The organism is Serratia sp. DFXYC6, from assembly GCF_057196085.1.
In genome coordinates this window covers 1,407,481-1,422,197 of the sequence record NZ_JBXUNV010000001.1, presented here as the reverse complement: position 1 = coordinate 1,422,197, position 14,717 = coordinate 1,407,481, and the positions used below count along the sequence as shown (strand labels likewise).

The 14,717-nt window shown below is 59.5% G+C and carries 12 protein-coding genes; 2 read left to right on the top strand and 10 right to left on the bottom strand.

The genetic code is table 11. The features are described 5' to 3' along the window. Positions 1-26: 26 nt before the first annotated feature. Both AC2CGQ_RS06955 and AC2CGQ_RS06950 read right to left on the bottom strand, forming a co-directional pair. Complete coding sequence (locus tag AC2CGQ_RS06955; RefSeq protein ID WP_172574745.1) at positions 27-995, bottom strand: DMT family transporter; 969 nt, start codon at positions 993-995, stop codon at positions 27-29. Between the two features lie 98 nt (positions 996-1,093). Next, positions 1,094-1,921 carry an AraC family transcriptional regulator gene (locus AC2CGQ_RS06950; RefSeq protein WP_004938135.1) on the bottom strand — a complete coding sequence of 276 codons (828 nt, stop codon included), beginning with the start codon at positions 1,919-1,921 and terminating at the stop codon, positions 1,094-1,096. 197 nt (positions 1,922-2,118) lie between these two features. Here AC2CGQ_RS06950 and AC2CGQ_RS06945 point away from each other — a divergent pair, with 197 nt between their 5' ends. Beyond that, positions 2,119-3,552, top strand: a complete 1,434-nt coding sequence (locus AC2CGQ_RS06945; RefSeq protein WP_484593531.1) for an NAD-dependent succinate-semialdehyde dehydrogenase — start codon at positions 2,119-2,121, stop codon at positions 3,550-3,552. A gap of 48 nt (positions 3,553-3,600) precedes the next feature. Here AC2CGQ_RS06945 and AC2CGQ_RS06940 read toward each other — a convergent pair whose 3' ends face one another. Genes AC2CGQ_RS06940 through AC2CGQ_RS06930 form a run of 3 tightly spaced genes read right to left on the bottom strand, consistent with a single transcriptional unit; the run spans position 3,601 to position 6,468 of the window. Then, the gene (locus AC2CGQ_RS06940) at positions 3,601-4,503 is read right to left on the bottom strand and encodes an alpha/beta hydrolase (RefSeq protein ID WP_166445141.1); all 903 of its coding nucleotides are present in this window, start codon (positions 4,501-4,503) and stop codon (positions 3,601-3,603) included. Next, the gene (locus AC2CGQ_RS06935; protein WP_166445142.1) at positions 4,493-5,386 is read right to left on the bottom strand and encodes an alpha/beta fold hydrolase; all 894 of its coding nucleotides are present in this window, start codon (positions 5,384-5,386) and stop codon (positions 4,493-4,495) included. The genes AC2CGQ_RS06940 and AC2CGQ_RS06935 overlap by 11 nt, the downstream gene beginning before the upstream one ends. Before the next feature lie 26 nt (positions 5,387-5,412). After that, on the bottom strand, positions 5,413-6,468 hold the full coding sequence (locus tag AC2CGQ_RS06930; RefSeq protein WP_021503749.1) for a sugar phosphate isomerase/epimerase family protein: 1,056 nt from the start codon (positions 6,466-6,468) through the stop codon (positions 5,413-5,415). 140 nt (positions 6,469-6,608) lie between these two features. On the opposite strand from AC2CGQ_RS06930, the gene AC2CGQ_RS06925 reads away from it, so the two are divergent. Then, a complete protein-coding gene (locus AC2CGQ_RS06925; protein ID WP_021503750.1) occupies positions 6,609-7,202 on the top strand; it encodes a TetR/AcrR family transcriptional regulator in 594 nt (197 codons plus the stop codon). A 209-nt stretch (positions 7,203-7,411) separates the two neighbouring features. Here AC2CGQ_RS06925 and AC2CGQ_RS06920 read toward each other — a convergent pair whose 3' ends face one another. The 5 genes from AC2CGQ_RS06920 to AC2CGQ_RS06900 form a co-directional block, all read right to left on the bottom strand. Beyond that, positions 7,412-9,559 carry a hypothetical protein gene (locus AC2CGQ_RS06920; protein ID WP_015377952.1) on the bottom strand — a complete coding sequence of 716 codons (2,148 nt, stop codon included), beginning with the start codon at positions 9,557-9,559 and terminating at the stop codon, positions 7,412-7,414. Between the two features lie 653 nt (positions 9,560-10,212). Beyond that, positions 10,213-10,536, bottom strand: a complete 324-nt coding sequence (locus AC2CGQ_RS06915; protein ID WP_166445143.1) for a cupin domain-containing protein — start codon at positions 10,534-10,536, stop codon at positions 10,213-10,215. A gap of 119 nt (positions 10,537-10,655) precedes the next feature. After that, complete coding sequence (locus AC2CGQ_RS06910; protein ID WP_021503752.1) at positions 10,656-11,375, bottom strand: glucosamine-6-phosphate deaminase; 720 nt, start codon at positions 11,373-11,375, stop codon at positions 10,656-10,658. Between the two features lie 190 nt (positions 11,376-11,565). Continuing rightward, positions 11,566-13,446, bottom strand: a complete 1,881-nt coding sequence (locus AC2CGQ_RS06905; protein ID WP_166730015.1) for a potassium transporter Kup — start codon at positions 13,444-13,446, stop codon at positions 11,566-11,568. Between the two features lie 256 nt (positions 13,447-13,702). Next, entirely contained in the window at positions 13,703-14,632 is a 930-nt protein-coding gene (locus AC2CGQ_RS06900; protein ID WP_021503754.1) for a LysR substrate-binding domain-containing protein, read from the bottom strand. Between the last annotated feature and the right edge of the window lie 85 nt (positions 14,633-14,717).

The window sequence follows — 14,717 nt, the reverse complement described above, 5'->3', positions numbered from 1 at the left end:
CCTCGCGCCCGCCGCTGCGGCGGGCGTCACCTCGGCTTGTCCTCCAGCGCCACCACCACCGGCTGCGGCTTGATGCGCATGGCGTACACCACGCCGGCGATCAAACAGACGATGCCGGCCAGCGTCAGCAACGGCGGCCAGGCCTGGCGCAGCAGAAAGGTATACGCCAACCCCGCCAGAATTTCGAACACGATGAGCGGCCCCACCAACACCGTCGGCAGCCGCTGGCTGGCTTCGTTCCAGCACAGCGCTCCCAGCCAGGAGCAGAACACGCCGATAACCAGCATCAGCGGAATAAACACCTCGGGGCGCGGGCCGAACGGCAAGGCGAACGCCGGTTCGCTCAGCGCCAATTGGCCGCAGACCACCAGATAGCCCAGCAGCGCCAGCGGCAGCGTCACCAGCCCCTGCGCCGTGGCCCAGGTGGCCGGCCGCTGCGTCGGATTCTCCCGCAGCCAGCGTGAATTGCGCAGCGGGAACCAGGTCCAGCACGCCACCGCCAACACGGCCAGCCCAAGACCGCTGAGATAGCGCCAGCCGTCGATCGATACCGCATTGCCGCGCAGCTCGGCGACGTTCACGCACGCCAATCCACAGACGATCAACAGCAGCGCCGGCGCCAGTTTGCCCCAGGCCAGGCGCCCGTCGTGCCGGCCGTAAAACAGATTGGCGCAAATGGCGATCACTACCGGCAAGGTGCCGATGATCATGGTCGAGACCGGTGCGCCGGTGCGCTGAATGGCGCTGGCCAAACACAGGTAGTACAGCAGATTGCCGATGGCCGTCAGCTTGAGCGCTTCCAGCCAATCCTGGCGCCGCAGCTTGCGCAGACGACGACGATCAAACCAGGCCAGCGGCAAGGTAATCAGCCCAAAGGCCAGATAGCGCCCGGTGGACTGCAGCGCGGCGGGATAGTCCGGTACCAGCAGCGGGCCGACGAAAATCAATCCCCACATCAGCCCGGCGGCCAGGGCAAACACAACGCCAATGAACATAACGACTCCGACAAACGGCCGGTGCGGCCAACCCGCCCGACAAGACAGCGGCAGAGTAGCGAAAACGCGGGGAGGAATTATTGTAGCAGGTTGCTGTTTTAGCCCAATTTCACCTGTTTCTGGAAACGCACCGGCGTGACGCCGTAACGATTAGCGAACGCGCGCGTCAGATGTGCCTGATCGGTCAGCCCCGCCGCCGCCGCCACCTGTGCGGCGGGTATGCCGCGCTCCAGCATGCGTTTAGCCTGCGACAGCCGGATCGCCATCAGCATCTGCTGCGGCGAGACGTGATATTCGGCCTTGAACTTGCGCTGGAAATGGTACGGGCTGAGCGAGACCAGATCGGCCAGTTGGTGGAGGGTTACGGCCTCGGCATAATTATCGTGCAGGTAGCTTTTCACCACCTCGAAACGGTGCGCCGCCTCGGCTTTCTCTCGCTGCCCGGTGCGGATATGCGGGTGCAGCAACTCGACGGCCTCCAGCAGCAGGCCGTCGAGCGTAAGCGGATCCTCGGTTTGCCACAGCATGGCGAGAATGGCGGACAGGCGCTGCGCCGCCCGCGGATCGTGGCGCACCGCCTCGGTAAACCACTGGCTCCGATCGCCGGACAGCTGCTCCAGCGCCTCGGGCGCCAGATAGAGCATGCGGTAACACCAACCGCCCGGCGTTTCGGCTTCGCCGGTGTGCAGCTCGTCCGGGTTCATCAATACCAGCGCGCCCGGCGCCGCTAAATGCTGCGCCCCGCGATAGCGAAAACGCTCCGCCCCGGTGTCCACGGTGCCGATGGCGAAGGCGTCATGGGTATGCGGCTCGAAGGCATAGCGCTCAATGTGCGCCTGATAGAGTTCGACGCCGGGCAGATGCGACAAATGCCGGAACTGCGCGCAATCCTTCTCGAACGGAAACTGTTGTGGAACCCCTTGCACCCGACCTCCTCATCCGTGCTGACAATCTGCTCAGCATAGCCAAAACATCGCCGATTGAGTAGCCGCCCTGGTCCTTTCGTGCCCCTCGCCTGGACGATCGCCGCCATTCGGCGTAGGGTTAAGGTCCCTGTCCCATTCAGGCGCGCCGCATCGCAAAACTCAGCGGCCCCTGACCACTCCGTAAACAAGAGGCAACAATGTATCCGGATACTCAACTGTATATCGATGGACAATGGCGCAACGCGCTGGCCGGGAAAACCCTGCCTGTCACCAACCCCGCCAGCGACGAGGTCATCGGTCAGGTGGCGCACGCCGCCACAGAGGATCTCGATCTGGCGCTGGCCGCCACCGAGCGCGGATTTAACCTCTGGCGCAACACCGCCGCACACCAGCGCGCCAACCTGATGCGCAAAGCCGCTGCGCTGCTGCGCGAACGCGCCGACGCCATCGCCGCCATCATGACGCAGGAACAGGGCAAACCGGTGGCGCAGGCCAAGATTGAAATTCTCAACGCCGCCGACGTTATCGACTGGTTCGCCGGCGAAGCCACCCGCACCTACGGGCAGATCATTCCGTCCCGCGCCCGCGACGTGCAGCAGCAAACCCTGAAACTGCCGGTCGGCCCGGTGGCCGCCTTCACGCCGTGGAACTTCCCGATTAACCAGATCGTGCGCAAGCTGTCCGCCGCGCTGGCGGCGGGTTGTTCCATCATCGTCAAAGGTCCGGAAGAAACCCCGGCCTCACCGGCAGAGCTGATCAAAGCCTTCGCCGACGCCGGTATCCCAGCCGGGGTGATCGCACTGGTGTACGGCACCCCGGCGGAAATCTCGGAATACCTGATCCCGCATCCGACCATTCGCAAGATCTCCTTCACCGGCTCCACCCGCGTGGGCAAACATCTGGCGGCGCTGGCCGGCCAGCATATGAAAAAGGCCACCATGGAGCTGGGCGGCCACGCGCCGGTGCTGATCTTTGACGACGCCGATCTCGACGTGGCGGCCAAAGAGCTGGCGCAGTCGAAGTTCCGCAACGCCGGCCAGGTCTGTATCGCCCCGACCCGCTTCCTGATCCAGCAAGGCGTTTACGAGGCCTTCGTGGAGAAATTCACCGCCGCGGTGCGTGAACTCAAGCTCGGCAACGGGCTGGAAGACGGCGTGACGATGGGCCCGATGGTGCTGGGCCGCAGCGTCGACAATATCGAGGCGCTGGTGCAGGACGCTATCGCCCACGGAGCGAAGGCCAGCACCGGCGGCAAACGCGTGGCGGGCAAAGGCAACTTCTTCGAGCCGACGGTGCTGCGCGACGTGCCGCTGAGCGCGCGCGCCATGTCGGAAGAGCCGTTTGGCCCGGTCGCCCTGCTGCGCCCGTTCGCCACCTACGACGAGGCGATCGCCGAAGCCAACCGCCTGCCGTACGGGCTGGCCGCCTACGCCTACAGCCGCAACATCGCCACCGTCAATGCGCTGGGGCGCGACGTGGAGAGCGGCATGCTGAGCATCAACCACATCGGTTTTGGCCTGCCGGAAACGCCATTTGGCGGCGTGAAAGACTCCGGTCACGGCACCGAAGGCGGCAGCGAAGCGATCGAATCCTACCTGGAAACCCGCTTCGTCACCGTCGCCGGCCGTTAATCACGTGTCTGATGAATAGCCAAACGCCCCGCAATGCGGGGCTTTTTTTTACTCGCCGGCCAGCTCGAACAGCCGGCGCGCCGCCGGAGTCAGCCCCAGCATGTGTATGCAGGCATGCACCATGCCCGGCAACCGTTCACAGCGTACCGACACGCCCGCCTCGCGCAGCCGCTGCGCATACTCCTCGGCCTCATCGCGCAGCGGATCATATTCGCAGCTCAGAATGGTGGCCGGCGGTAACCCGCGCAGCGTGGCGGCGTGCAGCGGTTCGCCGTAGGGTTCGCGCCGCTGAGCCAGATACTGCTGCCAACAAAATACCATCGCGTCGCGCGTCAGAAAGTGCCCCTCGGCAAACTCGCGATAGCTCCTCGTCGCCATTTCGCGGCTGAGCGCCGGGTACAGCAGCAGCTGGCGCTCGATATGCGGGCCGCCGCGATCCCGCGCCAGCAGCGCGACCGCCGCCGCCAGATTGCCCCCGGCGCTGTCGCCCCCCACCGCCAGACGGTCAGCGTCAATCCCTAACTGCGGCGCCTGTTGCGCAGCCCAACAGAGCGCCTGATAGACATCTTCCAGCGGCTGCGGAAACGGATACTCTGGCGCCAGACGATAGTCGACCGACAGGATCACCCGGCCGGTGGCGTTAGCCAGCGCCTGGCAGGGCTGGTCATACAGCGACAGCGAACCGAGGCACCAGCCGCCGCCGTGGGCGAACAGCATCGCCGGTTGTGCAACAGCGCGCCTTTCCCCCGCCGGTAGATAGGCGCGCAGCGCAATCCGGTGCCCATCGGTGGCGACCACCGTATAGTCCCTGACGCCGCCGCTCGGTGCCGCTTCGCCCTGCAGCAAGCGCAAACCGGTTTCCGTGGCCGCGCGCATTTCCGCCAGCGACACGGGTGGCGGCACATCGGCCGATGCCGTCAAAAAGGCGGCGATGCGTTCATCAAGCGGCATGCTGTTCTCCCGCCAGGAACGGCGTAATCAGTGCGATAAACGCCTCATGACACTCCTCGGTGATGAAATGGCCGCAGCCGGCGACCGTTTCGCCCCGCAGATCGAGCGCATTGCCCTGCAGCGTCGTCAGCGGCGCGTCGCCGGTGGCGTGTTCCGCCCCCACGGTCAGCACCGGCATCGTCAATGGCGTGGCGGCGCGCACTCGGTTCTGGCGAACGGTCTCCGGGATCGCCCGGTAATAGTCGAATCCGGCGCGCAGGCCGCCCGGCGCCGAATAGGCGGCGATATAGACCTCAGCCGTCACCCGGTCGCGCCGATAGGACCAGCGGTTGAAGATATAGCCAAGATACTCCCGCTCGCGCCCCTGGGTCAGGGTCTCCGGCAAATCCGCCAACTGGTTGAACATGAAATGCCACAGGAAGATGTTCTCCTCCGGCGCGACGAAAATCGGCGGCGGCGGCGCCAGACCGGGGATCACCGCCTCCGTCAGCACCAGGCGCTCCACCGCCTGCGGGAAATCGCTCGCCATGGCGTAACCGATCCACATGCCGATGTCGTGGCCGACCAGTTGGTAACGTTCGTGGCCCAGTTGCGCCATCATCGCGTGCAACGCCGCACCGATGCTGCCGGTGTCGTAACCGCCGACGGGCTTGTCCGAATCGCCGATGCCCGGCGGATCGACGGCGATCGCCTGAAAACCGGCCGCCGCCAGGGCGCGCATCACATGGCGCCAGGTGTACCAGGTTTGCGGCCAGCCGGGGATCAGCAACACCGGCCGCCCTTCACCGGCTATCACGCAGTGGATACGTTGGCCATTGACCTGGGTATAGACGTGTTCCGCCCCGAGATCCTGCAACAGGATCTCGTTCTCTTGTTGTTTCATGGGGTGACTCCCTGTGATGGACTGGCTCAGCGAATGCCGAGCAAGGCATTGATCTGCTGTGGGTTAACCGGTGCGCCGGCGAAATCGTCGAACACTTTGTCGGTGACATGGATGATGCGATCGCGAATGAAGGCCGCGCCTTCGCGCGCGCCGTCCTGCGGATTTTTCAGGCAGCATTCCCACTCCAGCGTCGCCCAGCCCGAATAGCCGTACTGCGTCAAACGGGAAAAAATGCCGTTGAAATCGACCTGACCGTCGCCCAGCGAGCGGAAGCGGCCGGCGCGATCGATCCATGACTGATAACCGCCGTAAATGCCCTGCCGCCCGGTCGGATTGAACTCGGCGTCCTTAACGTGGAACATGCCGATAACCTCTTTATAGATATCGATAAACTCCAGATAGTTGAGCTGCTGCAGCACCATATGGCTCGGATCGAACAGCACCCGGCAACGCGGATGATGGCCAACGCGCTCAAGGAACATCTCGTAGGTCACGCCGTCATGCAGATCTTCACTCGGGTGAATTTCGTAGCACAGGTTGATGCCCTGCTCGTCGCAGGCGTTGAGCACCGGCAGCCAACGTTTGGCCAGCTCGTTGAACGCAGTGTCGATCAATCCTTCCGGCCGCTGCGGGAACGGGAACAGATAGGGCCAGGCCAGTGAACCGGAAAAGGTGCCCAGCTCGCTGAGCCCGAGCCGCGCCGAGGCTTTTACCGCCAGCAGCATTTGCTGCCGCGCCCACTCGCCGCGCGCGTTGGCATCGCCGTGCAGCGCCGGCGGCGCGAAGCTGTCGCACAGCGCATCGTAAGCCGGGTGCACCGCCATCAGTTGGCCGAAAATATGGCTGGTCAGTTCGCTGACCACCAACCCATGCTCCGCCAACATACCGGTCAGATCGTCGCAGTAGGTTTGGCTTTGCGCAGCGGTGGCCACGTCGAATAAACGCCGATCCCAGGCCGGGATCTGCAACGCGCTAAAACCGGTCTGCGCCGCCCACTCGGCAATGGCGGGCAGGCTGTTGAACGGCGCTGTCTCATCGCTGAACTGCGCGAGATGCAGGCTTGGACCTTTGAGGGTTTTCATCGTAAACTCCTATTGGTTGTCGATTGACAAACAATAGGAGCAAAGCGCAGCGACCGCAAGCGAAATTTATAAAGGCATTGGTATTCCCGCCGATTTAAGCGATCCTATGTCGCTGAATGGCAGGTAAATTGGAGCAGCGAATGGCAGGCAGACCGCGCGAGTTCGATCGCGAACAGGCGCTTTTAAAGGCGCGAAACTTATTCTGGCGGCAGGGTTACGAAGGCACCTCGATGTCGGATCTGGTGGCGGAATTGGGTATTGCTTCCGCGCGCATCTACAAAGCGTTCGGCTCCAAAGAGCAGCTGTTCCGCGAGGCGATCGCCAGTTACGAAACCAAGGAAGGCGGCTTTGCCGATCGCGCCTTCGCGCAGGAAAGCGGCATTCGCCCGGCGATCAAACGCCTGCTGGAAGATGCCGTGCGGCTCTATAGCCGGCCGGATCTGCCGCAGGGCTGCATGGTGGTCTCCTCCGCCGCCAGCGTCAGCGCAGAAAACGACGGGCTCAAAGTCTGGCTGGCAGAGCACCGGCTGCAGCGCACGCAGCAGATCGTCGAACGGCTGCGCCAGGCGGTGCAAACCGGCGAACTGCCGGCCGACACCGACGCCGACAGCCTGGGAGACTATTTCGCCGTATTCCTTCACGGCCTGTCGATTCAGGCGCGTGACGGCGTCACCGAGGCGCGGTTATTGGCGGCGGTAAACGTGGCGCTGACGGTTTTGAACAGCAGCACTTAATCGACCGTCAGGTGCCCTCTTTAATGCGGCTCGGATCACGGCGCGATTTTTATGTGGAAACATATGGCGGCGGAGGAACTGCGTTTCCGATAAAATCCGCGATGTGAGGATTGGTATTTTCCGGTTTGTGGATCAGGGCAACCTGATACGGGATCGGCCTCCACTTCCTCCGTCAGCATGTTGATAGGAGGCAAACCCAACGGGCCAGTTTAATACATGAACCAGTTACCATTAACTTCAACGGCAATCTCCAAGACACTTCCCGGCTGGAAATCAGAGATTTTCATCCGGTTTGCGTCTGTCGGATTCTGAGAATCGTGAATGAAGAGCGCGCCATTACGGTAAGTGGCCGACTTGATTTCTTTAGGTATCGAAACCGTACCGCCGCCGCCCCCGGTTACAGGGTAGGTCTTGGTACCCATTACGTTTGCGCTAATAACACTCAAGATCGGCTGATCGGAGCCGTAGTTTTGACCTTCCAGATACTTAGGCATCCACATCCAGTTGAGATCTCCCGTCAACGACGCTGCGTTAGCGGGGATTGTTACTTTCAGGAATACCTTATTTCGCCCAGCAGTATGGATAATGGAACATGGCGTTGCGATTTGGCCTTCGGTTGTATTACCGTTGCGCATTTGCAAGGTAGTAACCAGAACCCGATAGCGGAAGGTATGGGTCTGATCCATATCCTCACCGTGGACCCACGCCAGTGGCTGCGTTTCCAACCGGTCGACCCACATACGCTCGACGATCTGGCCTTTCTTCGCGTTACCGTCGTAAACGATGGTGTAACGAATACAGTTATCGTTTTCCTTAGGCTGCTGCTTGTAGACTTCATCGAAGTCTTGAACCCAGATCTGGTTGATCTGTTTCGCGTTGTTCACTTCACCGCTACGGGCAGTCAGTGCGTAACGAGTGTTGATGTTAGCGCCACGGGAACAGCCCATTGAGCCTTCTACGACAAAATACGGGAGCTTATCGTAGTCCTGGTTGTACGGATCGACTTTGGAGTGATACCAGTCGTTGGCATCAGAGTTATCGGCGCTGTTGTTGATGTGACCAGCTTGCTCGATGTAAGCATTGTGGATTTGACCATAATAGTCCGTACCGGTTTTAGTCGGCGCCTGGAATGGTACACGGGATGTCCAGTACGTTTTGGCGTTCTCGATGATGACACTCAGGTTGCCACGGTTATAACGAGAGTAGTTGATCCACGCGCGATGACAGATGCCGCGGTATTTCTCATGCGGGTTATCCGTATCGGCGCCGTACTGATCCATGTTGGTCAGACGCCCTCCCTCTGAGGTCTTAACCGAGTTTTTAGACTTATAGAAATAGTCATCAAAGAACTTATCAAGCTCGAAGTGCTTATCGCCGAACTTGTTATTACTTCCGTTACCGACGGTGATGTATTTCCACACACAGTAGTCACACCACCCCAGAGACCAGATGTCCATGGTGGTATAAGGTGGCACCCATTGGCCGCCGTATTGAACGTTGTTACGCTGTAGCCACATACCGCCGACAATGAACGCCGCCATGCAGTTATCCATGGTTTGGATACCGAAGAAGCAGCTATCTGCGCCCTGAAGCAAAACGGGGATGCCGCAATTACGGTAGATCATATCACCGAAGTGTGACTGGTCGAAAATGACGCCGTCGGACAGAATGCCGATGAAGGCATTTTGAATGGTGAGGTCGGCAACACCTACGGCGCGGACGAACCCTGTCATGCGAGTCGTGGTTGGGTAACCGTCTGGACGGAATAAGATGCCAATACGCTGGTCTAACCCAACGCCGTGTACGTCACGCGACCAGCCAAAATCAAGAATAGTGTTGACTTGTTTAGAGCCACGCAGTTGAACCCTGCTCGGGATCTCCAGAACAGCGTTCATGGTTTCCTGGGGTTCAGGACAGATATCCTTATCTTTGCCCATCGCAATAATGGCAGGCGCCGCTGTTCCATCATCGAACGGTAAAGTATATTTGGCACTGTACGAATAGAAACCGAATCGGTATACATTACCCATACATAGAACTTCACCGCCGCCATTTTTCTTAGCGGCATTAATGGCGGATTGAAACGCCACCGTGTTGTCGAACTGCCAGTCTCCTGGTTTGGCGCCGAAGTTCTCCACATCCAGTGTTTGATTGACACGCGTCCAATAGAATCCTTGGCCAGCGGCGATAAAACCGTTATCGTCGACGCCATCCCCAATAGTGGCAACAAACTCACCGCCGCCAAAGCGAAGCCCTGGCAACCAGGATTTCAGAAGAATGCGATCACCGGTGGCGGAGGGTATAACAGTACGAAGTTGTTCGAAACTTTCTACCTGATTGTCTATTTGATCACTCATTGGAAAACATCCTGTTAGATATAGAGAACATTAATGTTAATCGTTAACAAAACACCGCTGTAAAAAGCGCGGCACTGATTTAATTCCTTAATCTTATTTTTTCTTTGGATCACGGATGAAAAAGATTGATGTCATTTGCTCTCGTTAGCCTGAAGTTCACATCCTTATTCGCACAGCTATGCTGTTGTAAACACCACCCTTAAAGCCTTCCAGATAAATTATGACCACAAAGATGCATCGGTCAAGAAATCATGGCGAATTTCTGGCAACACCATTAATTTATTGGATTTTTACTGCCCATTCATTATTTAAGATATTCACTCGCCTGCAATATTTAGAAAGTAAAAAGCCGACAAAAACGAAAAAAACTTCCGAAATAATCAGCCTATTGAAATTATTTGCCTGCGCCTGGATAATGTGCAGAATAAATGGACAGTGCCTTTCAGAATTGGGAACTGGCACTGTCAAAGTTAGCCATTTATTTTGACAGACGGCGAATTACGCAATGATGTTGTCGATTTTTAACATAAACAGATTCTGAACTCTTTCTAATCTGATGTTGAAAAAGCACTACTATAATGCATTCCTAAAAGCGTTGGCTCATCTGAACACCACTAACAGCCAAAGATAACCGTACGATGATTTTTTATTGTTCACGTCCTCGATAAATCGCGCCCTTTTTCCGGCAGATCGAAAATCACCAGCGTGCCTTCGCTGCCCGGCAACACGCGGTGCGGCACGCCGGCCGCGGCCTGATACAGCTGACCGGCCCGCACCACCACTTCTTCCCCCGCCACCTGCAGCCGCAGGTGGCCGCTGATCACCAGCAACCCTTCGCTGTAATCATGCACTTCATCCGCAATGCTGCGCGCATCCATGCGCAGCACTTTGATATTGGCCGCACCGACGCGGCCCAGCACGGCAGAGCGCCAGGCTTCGGGCAGTTCGGCCGCCTGCTGGTTTAAATCGAACAGCATCGGAATTCCCCCAGGTGCATGAAAAAGCGCACTCTAGCCTGATTCTGCGCCGCAGGGAAAGACGCTTTGGTTGCAGGTTATGACCGTTGGTTCTGAGGCGAGACGCGCCGGATGAACGCTTAAGGCAGCAGCGCCGCGGCCTCCCGATCGGCGATAATCAACAGGTCCGGATGCAGCATCAAAATGCTGGCGGGCACTCCGCTCTCCACCGGCCCGCTGACAATGCGCCGCAAAATGTCCGCTTTGTGCGAACCGTTGACGAGCAGCACCAGCTTTTTGGCGGCCATCACGCTTGCCGGCCCCAGGGTGACGTAATGATCGGGCAACCATTCAGTGCGGCCGCCCACCTCTTTGAGCAAAATGTCCGCCATATCCGGCCTGGCGGAAACCGGCACCCGACAGGTGCGGTCTTCGAAGGCGGTGGTGCCCGGCAGATTGCCGCAGAAATGCCCGTCTGCTCCGACGCCCATCACGATCGCATCCAGCCCGCCATCCTCGGCGATACGCCGATCGTGCTGAAGATAGTTGTCCGAATTCAAGACATGCAGTTGCCGCTCGGGGATCGCCGCCGGGCCAAAGAACATACGGTGCAGATTCTCCATGGTGACGCCATAGCCCGATCGGCCGGCGTAAGGAATTTCATCGAAATTATAGTAATGCGCGTTGGCGAATTCCGCGTGGCCCTTGACGCGCGGAGCCAACAACTCATACATCCGTTTAGGCGTCGAGCCGGCGGTGATAGCCAGATTGACGCGCTGCGGGCGCAGCATGTAACTCAACAACAGGCTGGCGGCCAACTCACTCATTTCCTGGTAGTCATTAGCGACGACAAGTTTCATTCCCTTCTCCTTTTTGCAAAAAAAAAACCTAACCGCCCGTCCGGCCATGTTCGATGCCGGGAGAGAAGTTAGGTTTTGCCTGATCGCGTCAGTAACAATCCGTTTCTTGTCAGGTTATGGCGGCCAGCAATGAAATGCAAACCGCGTTGTGTGATGCAAGCCGCAATTGCGGCGATGCCTTTTTCGCGCCCTATACCGGCACGCGGCGGCTAATCTCCACCACCTGATCGCTGGGCAGGTAGTAATAATCCGTGACGTGCATGCCGTTGCGCACCATCAGCGCGAACAGGTTGCGCTGCCAGGATGGCAACCGGTCGTTCGCTTCGCGGCGCACCACGGTCTCGTGCCCGAGATAGTAGGTCGCCTCGTCGAAGTTCAGACCGGATTTCTGCGCCTCGACGTGCTGCAACAGCTGCGGGATGTTAGGCCGCTCCATAAAGCCATAGCTGGCCACGCCGCACCAAAAGCCCGGCGACAGCTCGCGCATTACCAACCGTTCAGCATTCGAGACCCGCGGCTCATTGACGATGGCAATGGTGAGCGCCAGCACGTTGGCGTGCAGCGAACCGTTACGCTTGACCTGCCATTTCATCACCGGCGGCGTCCCCTGCAGGCTGCGAGTCAGGAATACCGCGGTGCCCGGCACGCGCGGCACGGATTCGCGGCGGATTTTCTCCAGGAAATCCTCTACCGGCACTGTCGTTTCACCGAGGGTGCGCGCGGCCGCCAGCACCCCGCGATGCCAGACCAGCATCACGGTATAGACCGCGGCGGCCAACAGCAGCGGGATATAACCGCCCTGCAGCACTTTAGTCATGTTGGCCGTCAGGAAGCTCAAATCGACCACGAAGAACCCGCCCGCCACCAACAGGCTGGCGATCGGCCCCCAGCGCCACACCTCGCGCATGGCGACGAACAGCAGGCCGGTGGTCATGATCATGGTCAACGAGACGGCGATGCCGTAGGCGGCGGCCAGATTGTCCGACGATTTAAAGAACACGGTCAGGAACAGCGTCACCACCATCAGCAGCCAGTTGATGGCGCCAATGTAGATCTGCCCGTAACTTTCCTCGGTGGTTTGCTTGACCCGCAGCCGCGGCAGCCACCCCAGTTGGATCGCCTGCCGGGTCATGGAAAACGCACCGCTGATGATCGCCTGGCTGGCGATAATCGTCGCCAGCGTGGCCAGGATCACCAGCGGGACCAGCAGCGCCGGCGGGCATAAACGGAAGAAGATGTTCTGCGTGACATCGGCGCCGCTCAGGATCAGCGCGGCCTGACCGGCGTAGTTAAGCAACAGGCTGGGAAAAACGATGCCGAACCAGGCCAGCCAAATCGGCCGTTTGCCGAAATGCCCCATATCGGCATACAGCGCTTCGGCGCCGGTGACGCACAAAAACACGCCGCCCAGCACCAGGAAGCTGGTCAGTCCGTTGGAGAACAGGAAGTGAATGCCGTAGAGCGGGTTCAGCGCCAGCAAAACCGCCGGATGCTGGATGATGCCCCACACGCCCAACGCAGCGATAGACAGGAACCACAGCGCCATGATCGGCCCGAACACGCGGCCGATGCGCGCGGTACCCAACGGCTGAATGGCGAACAGACTGAGCAAAATCACCACCGCCGCCGGCAGAATATAGGGCTGCGACGCCGGCAGCACGATGTTCAACCCTTCGAGGGCCGAGAGCACCGAGATGGCCGGCGTGATGGCGCCGTCGCCGTAAATGAGCGCGGCGCCGAACAGGCCGGCGAACAGCACCAGCGGCCGGGATTTTCGCTTGCTGACCAGCAGCGACATCAGCGCCATGATGCCGCCCTCGCCGCGGTTGCCGATGCGCATGGCGAACATGGCGTATTTGAGAGAAGTGACGATCATCAGCGTCCAGAATATCAGCGACAGCAGGCCAAGGATCACCGGCGCCGAAGGCGCGTCGCCGGAGAGAAACAGCACGGTTTTCAGGGTGTACAGCGGGCTGGTGCCGATATCGCCGAACACCACGCCCAATGCGCCCAACGCCAGCGGCGCCAGCCCCGTCTTATTCACGGTTTCCGTATCATTGCCGACAGACATCTGCTCGCTCCTTGACGTTGCGCTGAGAGTGGGAATTGTTGTCACTTTATGGCCGTCGCGCCACGTGATCGGCAAGTTAAGCATAGCCGTCATCTTCGCCAGTGACAGTATCGCGCTTTGAAGCTTCAGCAATCATCGCCGGTGAGCAACGGTTTAAAAACGCCCACCCCGGAGGGCCTATCACTTTCCTGTTGGCGTGGCGCGCGTCGTGGGAAAGTGAAATGAACGTCCGGCTCTCCCCTGTTTAAGCCCGGTGTTACGCGAGCCGGCTCTCATCGGCTTCGCGGCGCAGCCACTGCCGCAGATTTTCGCCTTCCTGCGACAGCTCGCTATCCAGTCGAGCGCACAGGTAATAATCGCGGCCGTCATCGATCGGCAGATCGAACATTTTGATCAACTCACCGCTCTCAAGGTAGTGGGCGATTAACGGTTCACGCATCAACGCGCACCCTAACCCCGCCTGCACCGCCGCCAACGTCAACAATCCATCCTCGAACATCGGGCCGATACTGCGCAGCGGGCGCTTGACGCCGGCCTGCTGAAACCATTGCATCCAGGTATTGCGCTCCTCGTCGTGCAGCAGCGGCAGCGTCGCCAGCTGATCCGGCGTATCGAGCAGACCGTGCAGTTTACTGAATGCCCGGCTGCACACCGGCACCATTTTTCCGGACATCAGCTTCTCGCTGCGATAGCCGGTCCACTGCCCGACCCCGAAGCGGATCGACAGATCGGCGGCGTCGCTCAGGTAATTGCGGTGGTTGGCGTAGACCACATTGATGTCGATATCCGGGTTTTCACGCAGAAAACCGCGCAGCCGCGGAATGAACCAGCCCATGCCGAACAGCGGGATCAGGCTGATGGTCACCTGCCGCGACGCGGATTGTTCACGCACGTGTTCGGTCGCCTGGCGCAGCACGTTGAACGCCGAGCGAATCGAGCGGTAGTACTCCCGCCCCTCGCTGCGCAACACCAGGTTACGCCCCTGCCGTTCGGTCAACGGCATCTGCAAAAATGCCTCCAGCGTTTTGAGTTGATGACTGACCGCCGAAGGCGAAATCATCAGCTCGTTAGCCGCCGCGCTGATGCCACCCAGGCGCGCGATGGCCTCGAACGCCCGCACGGCGCGCAGCGGCGGATCGTTCGGCAGCATCGGCAATGGCTCATCGTACTGTTCTGTTTTTTTCATATATTGACTGTTTTTGGGAAATCGACACTGAAGGAATGGATTCAATATACATAAAAATCAATATATTAAAATCACTCGTTTTTTG

What these genes read in the sequence shown, in the direction of transcription:
- AC2CGQ_RS06955 (WP_172574745.1), bottom strand. Translation starts at nt 995, where the DNA reads ATGTTCATTGGCGTTGTGTTTGCCCTGGCCGCCGGGCTGATGTGGGGA.
- AC2CGQ_RS06945 (WP_484593531.1), top strand. Translation starts at nt 2,119, where the DNA reads ATGTATCCGGATACTCAACTGTATATCGATGGACAATGGCGCAACGCG.
- AC2CGQ_RS06940 (WP_166445141.1), bottom strand. Translation starts at nt 4,503, where the DNA reads ATGCCGCTTGATGAACGCATCGCCGCCTTTTTGACGGCATCGGCCGAT.
- AC2CGQ_RS06935 (WP_166445142.1), bottom strand. Translation starts at nt 5,386, where the DNA reads ATGAAACAACAAGAGAACGAGATCCTGTTGCAGGATCTCGGGGCGGAA.
- AC2CGQ_RS06930 (WP_021503749.1), bottom strand. Translation starts at nt 6,468, where the DNA reads ATGAAAACCCTCAAAGGTCCAAGCCTGCATCTCGCGCAGTTCAGCGAT.
- AC2CGQ_RS06925 (WP_021503750.1), top strand. Translation starts at nt 6,609, where the DNA reads ATGGCAGGCAGACCGCGCGAGTTCGATCGCGAACAGGCGCTTTTAAAG.
- AC2CGQ_RS06920 (WP_015377952.1), bottom strand. Translation starts at nt 9,559, where the DNA reads ATGAGTGATCAAATAGACAATCAGGTAGAAAGTTTCGAACAACTTCGT.
- AC2CGQ_RS06915 (WP_166445143.1), bottom strand. Translation starts at nt 10,536, where the DNA reads ATGCTGTTCGATTTAAACCAGCAGGCGGCCGAACTGCCCGAAGCCTGG.
- AC2CGQ_RS06910 (WP_021503752.1), bottom strand. Translation starts at nt 11,375, where the DNA reads ATGAAACTTGTCGTCGCTAATGACTACCAGGAAATGAGTGAGTTGGCC.
- AC2CGQ_RS06905 (WP_166730015.1), bottom strand. Translation starts at nt 13,446, where the DNA reads ATGTCTGTCGGCAATGATACGGAAACCGTGAATAAGACGGGGCTGGCG.
- AC2CGQ_RS06900 (WP_021503754.1), bottom strand. Translation starts at nt 14,632, where the DNA reads ATGAAAAAAACAGAACAGTACGATGAGCCATTGCCGATGCTGCCGAAC.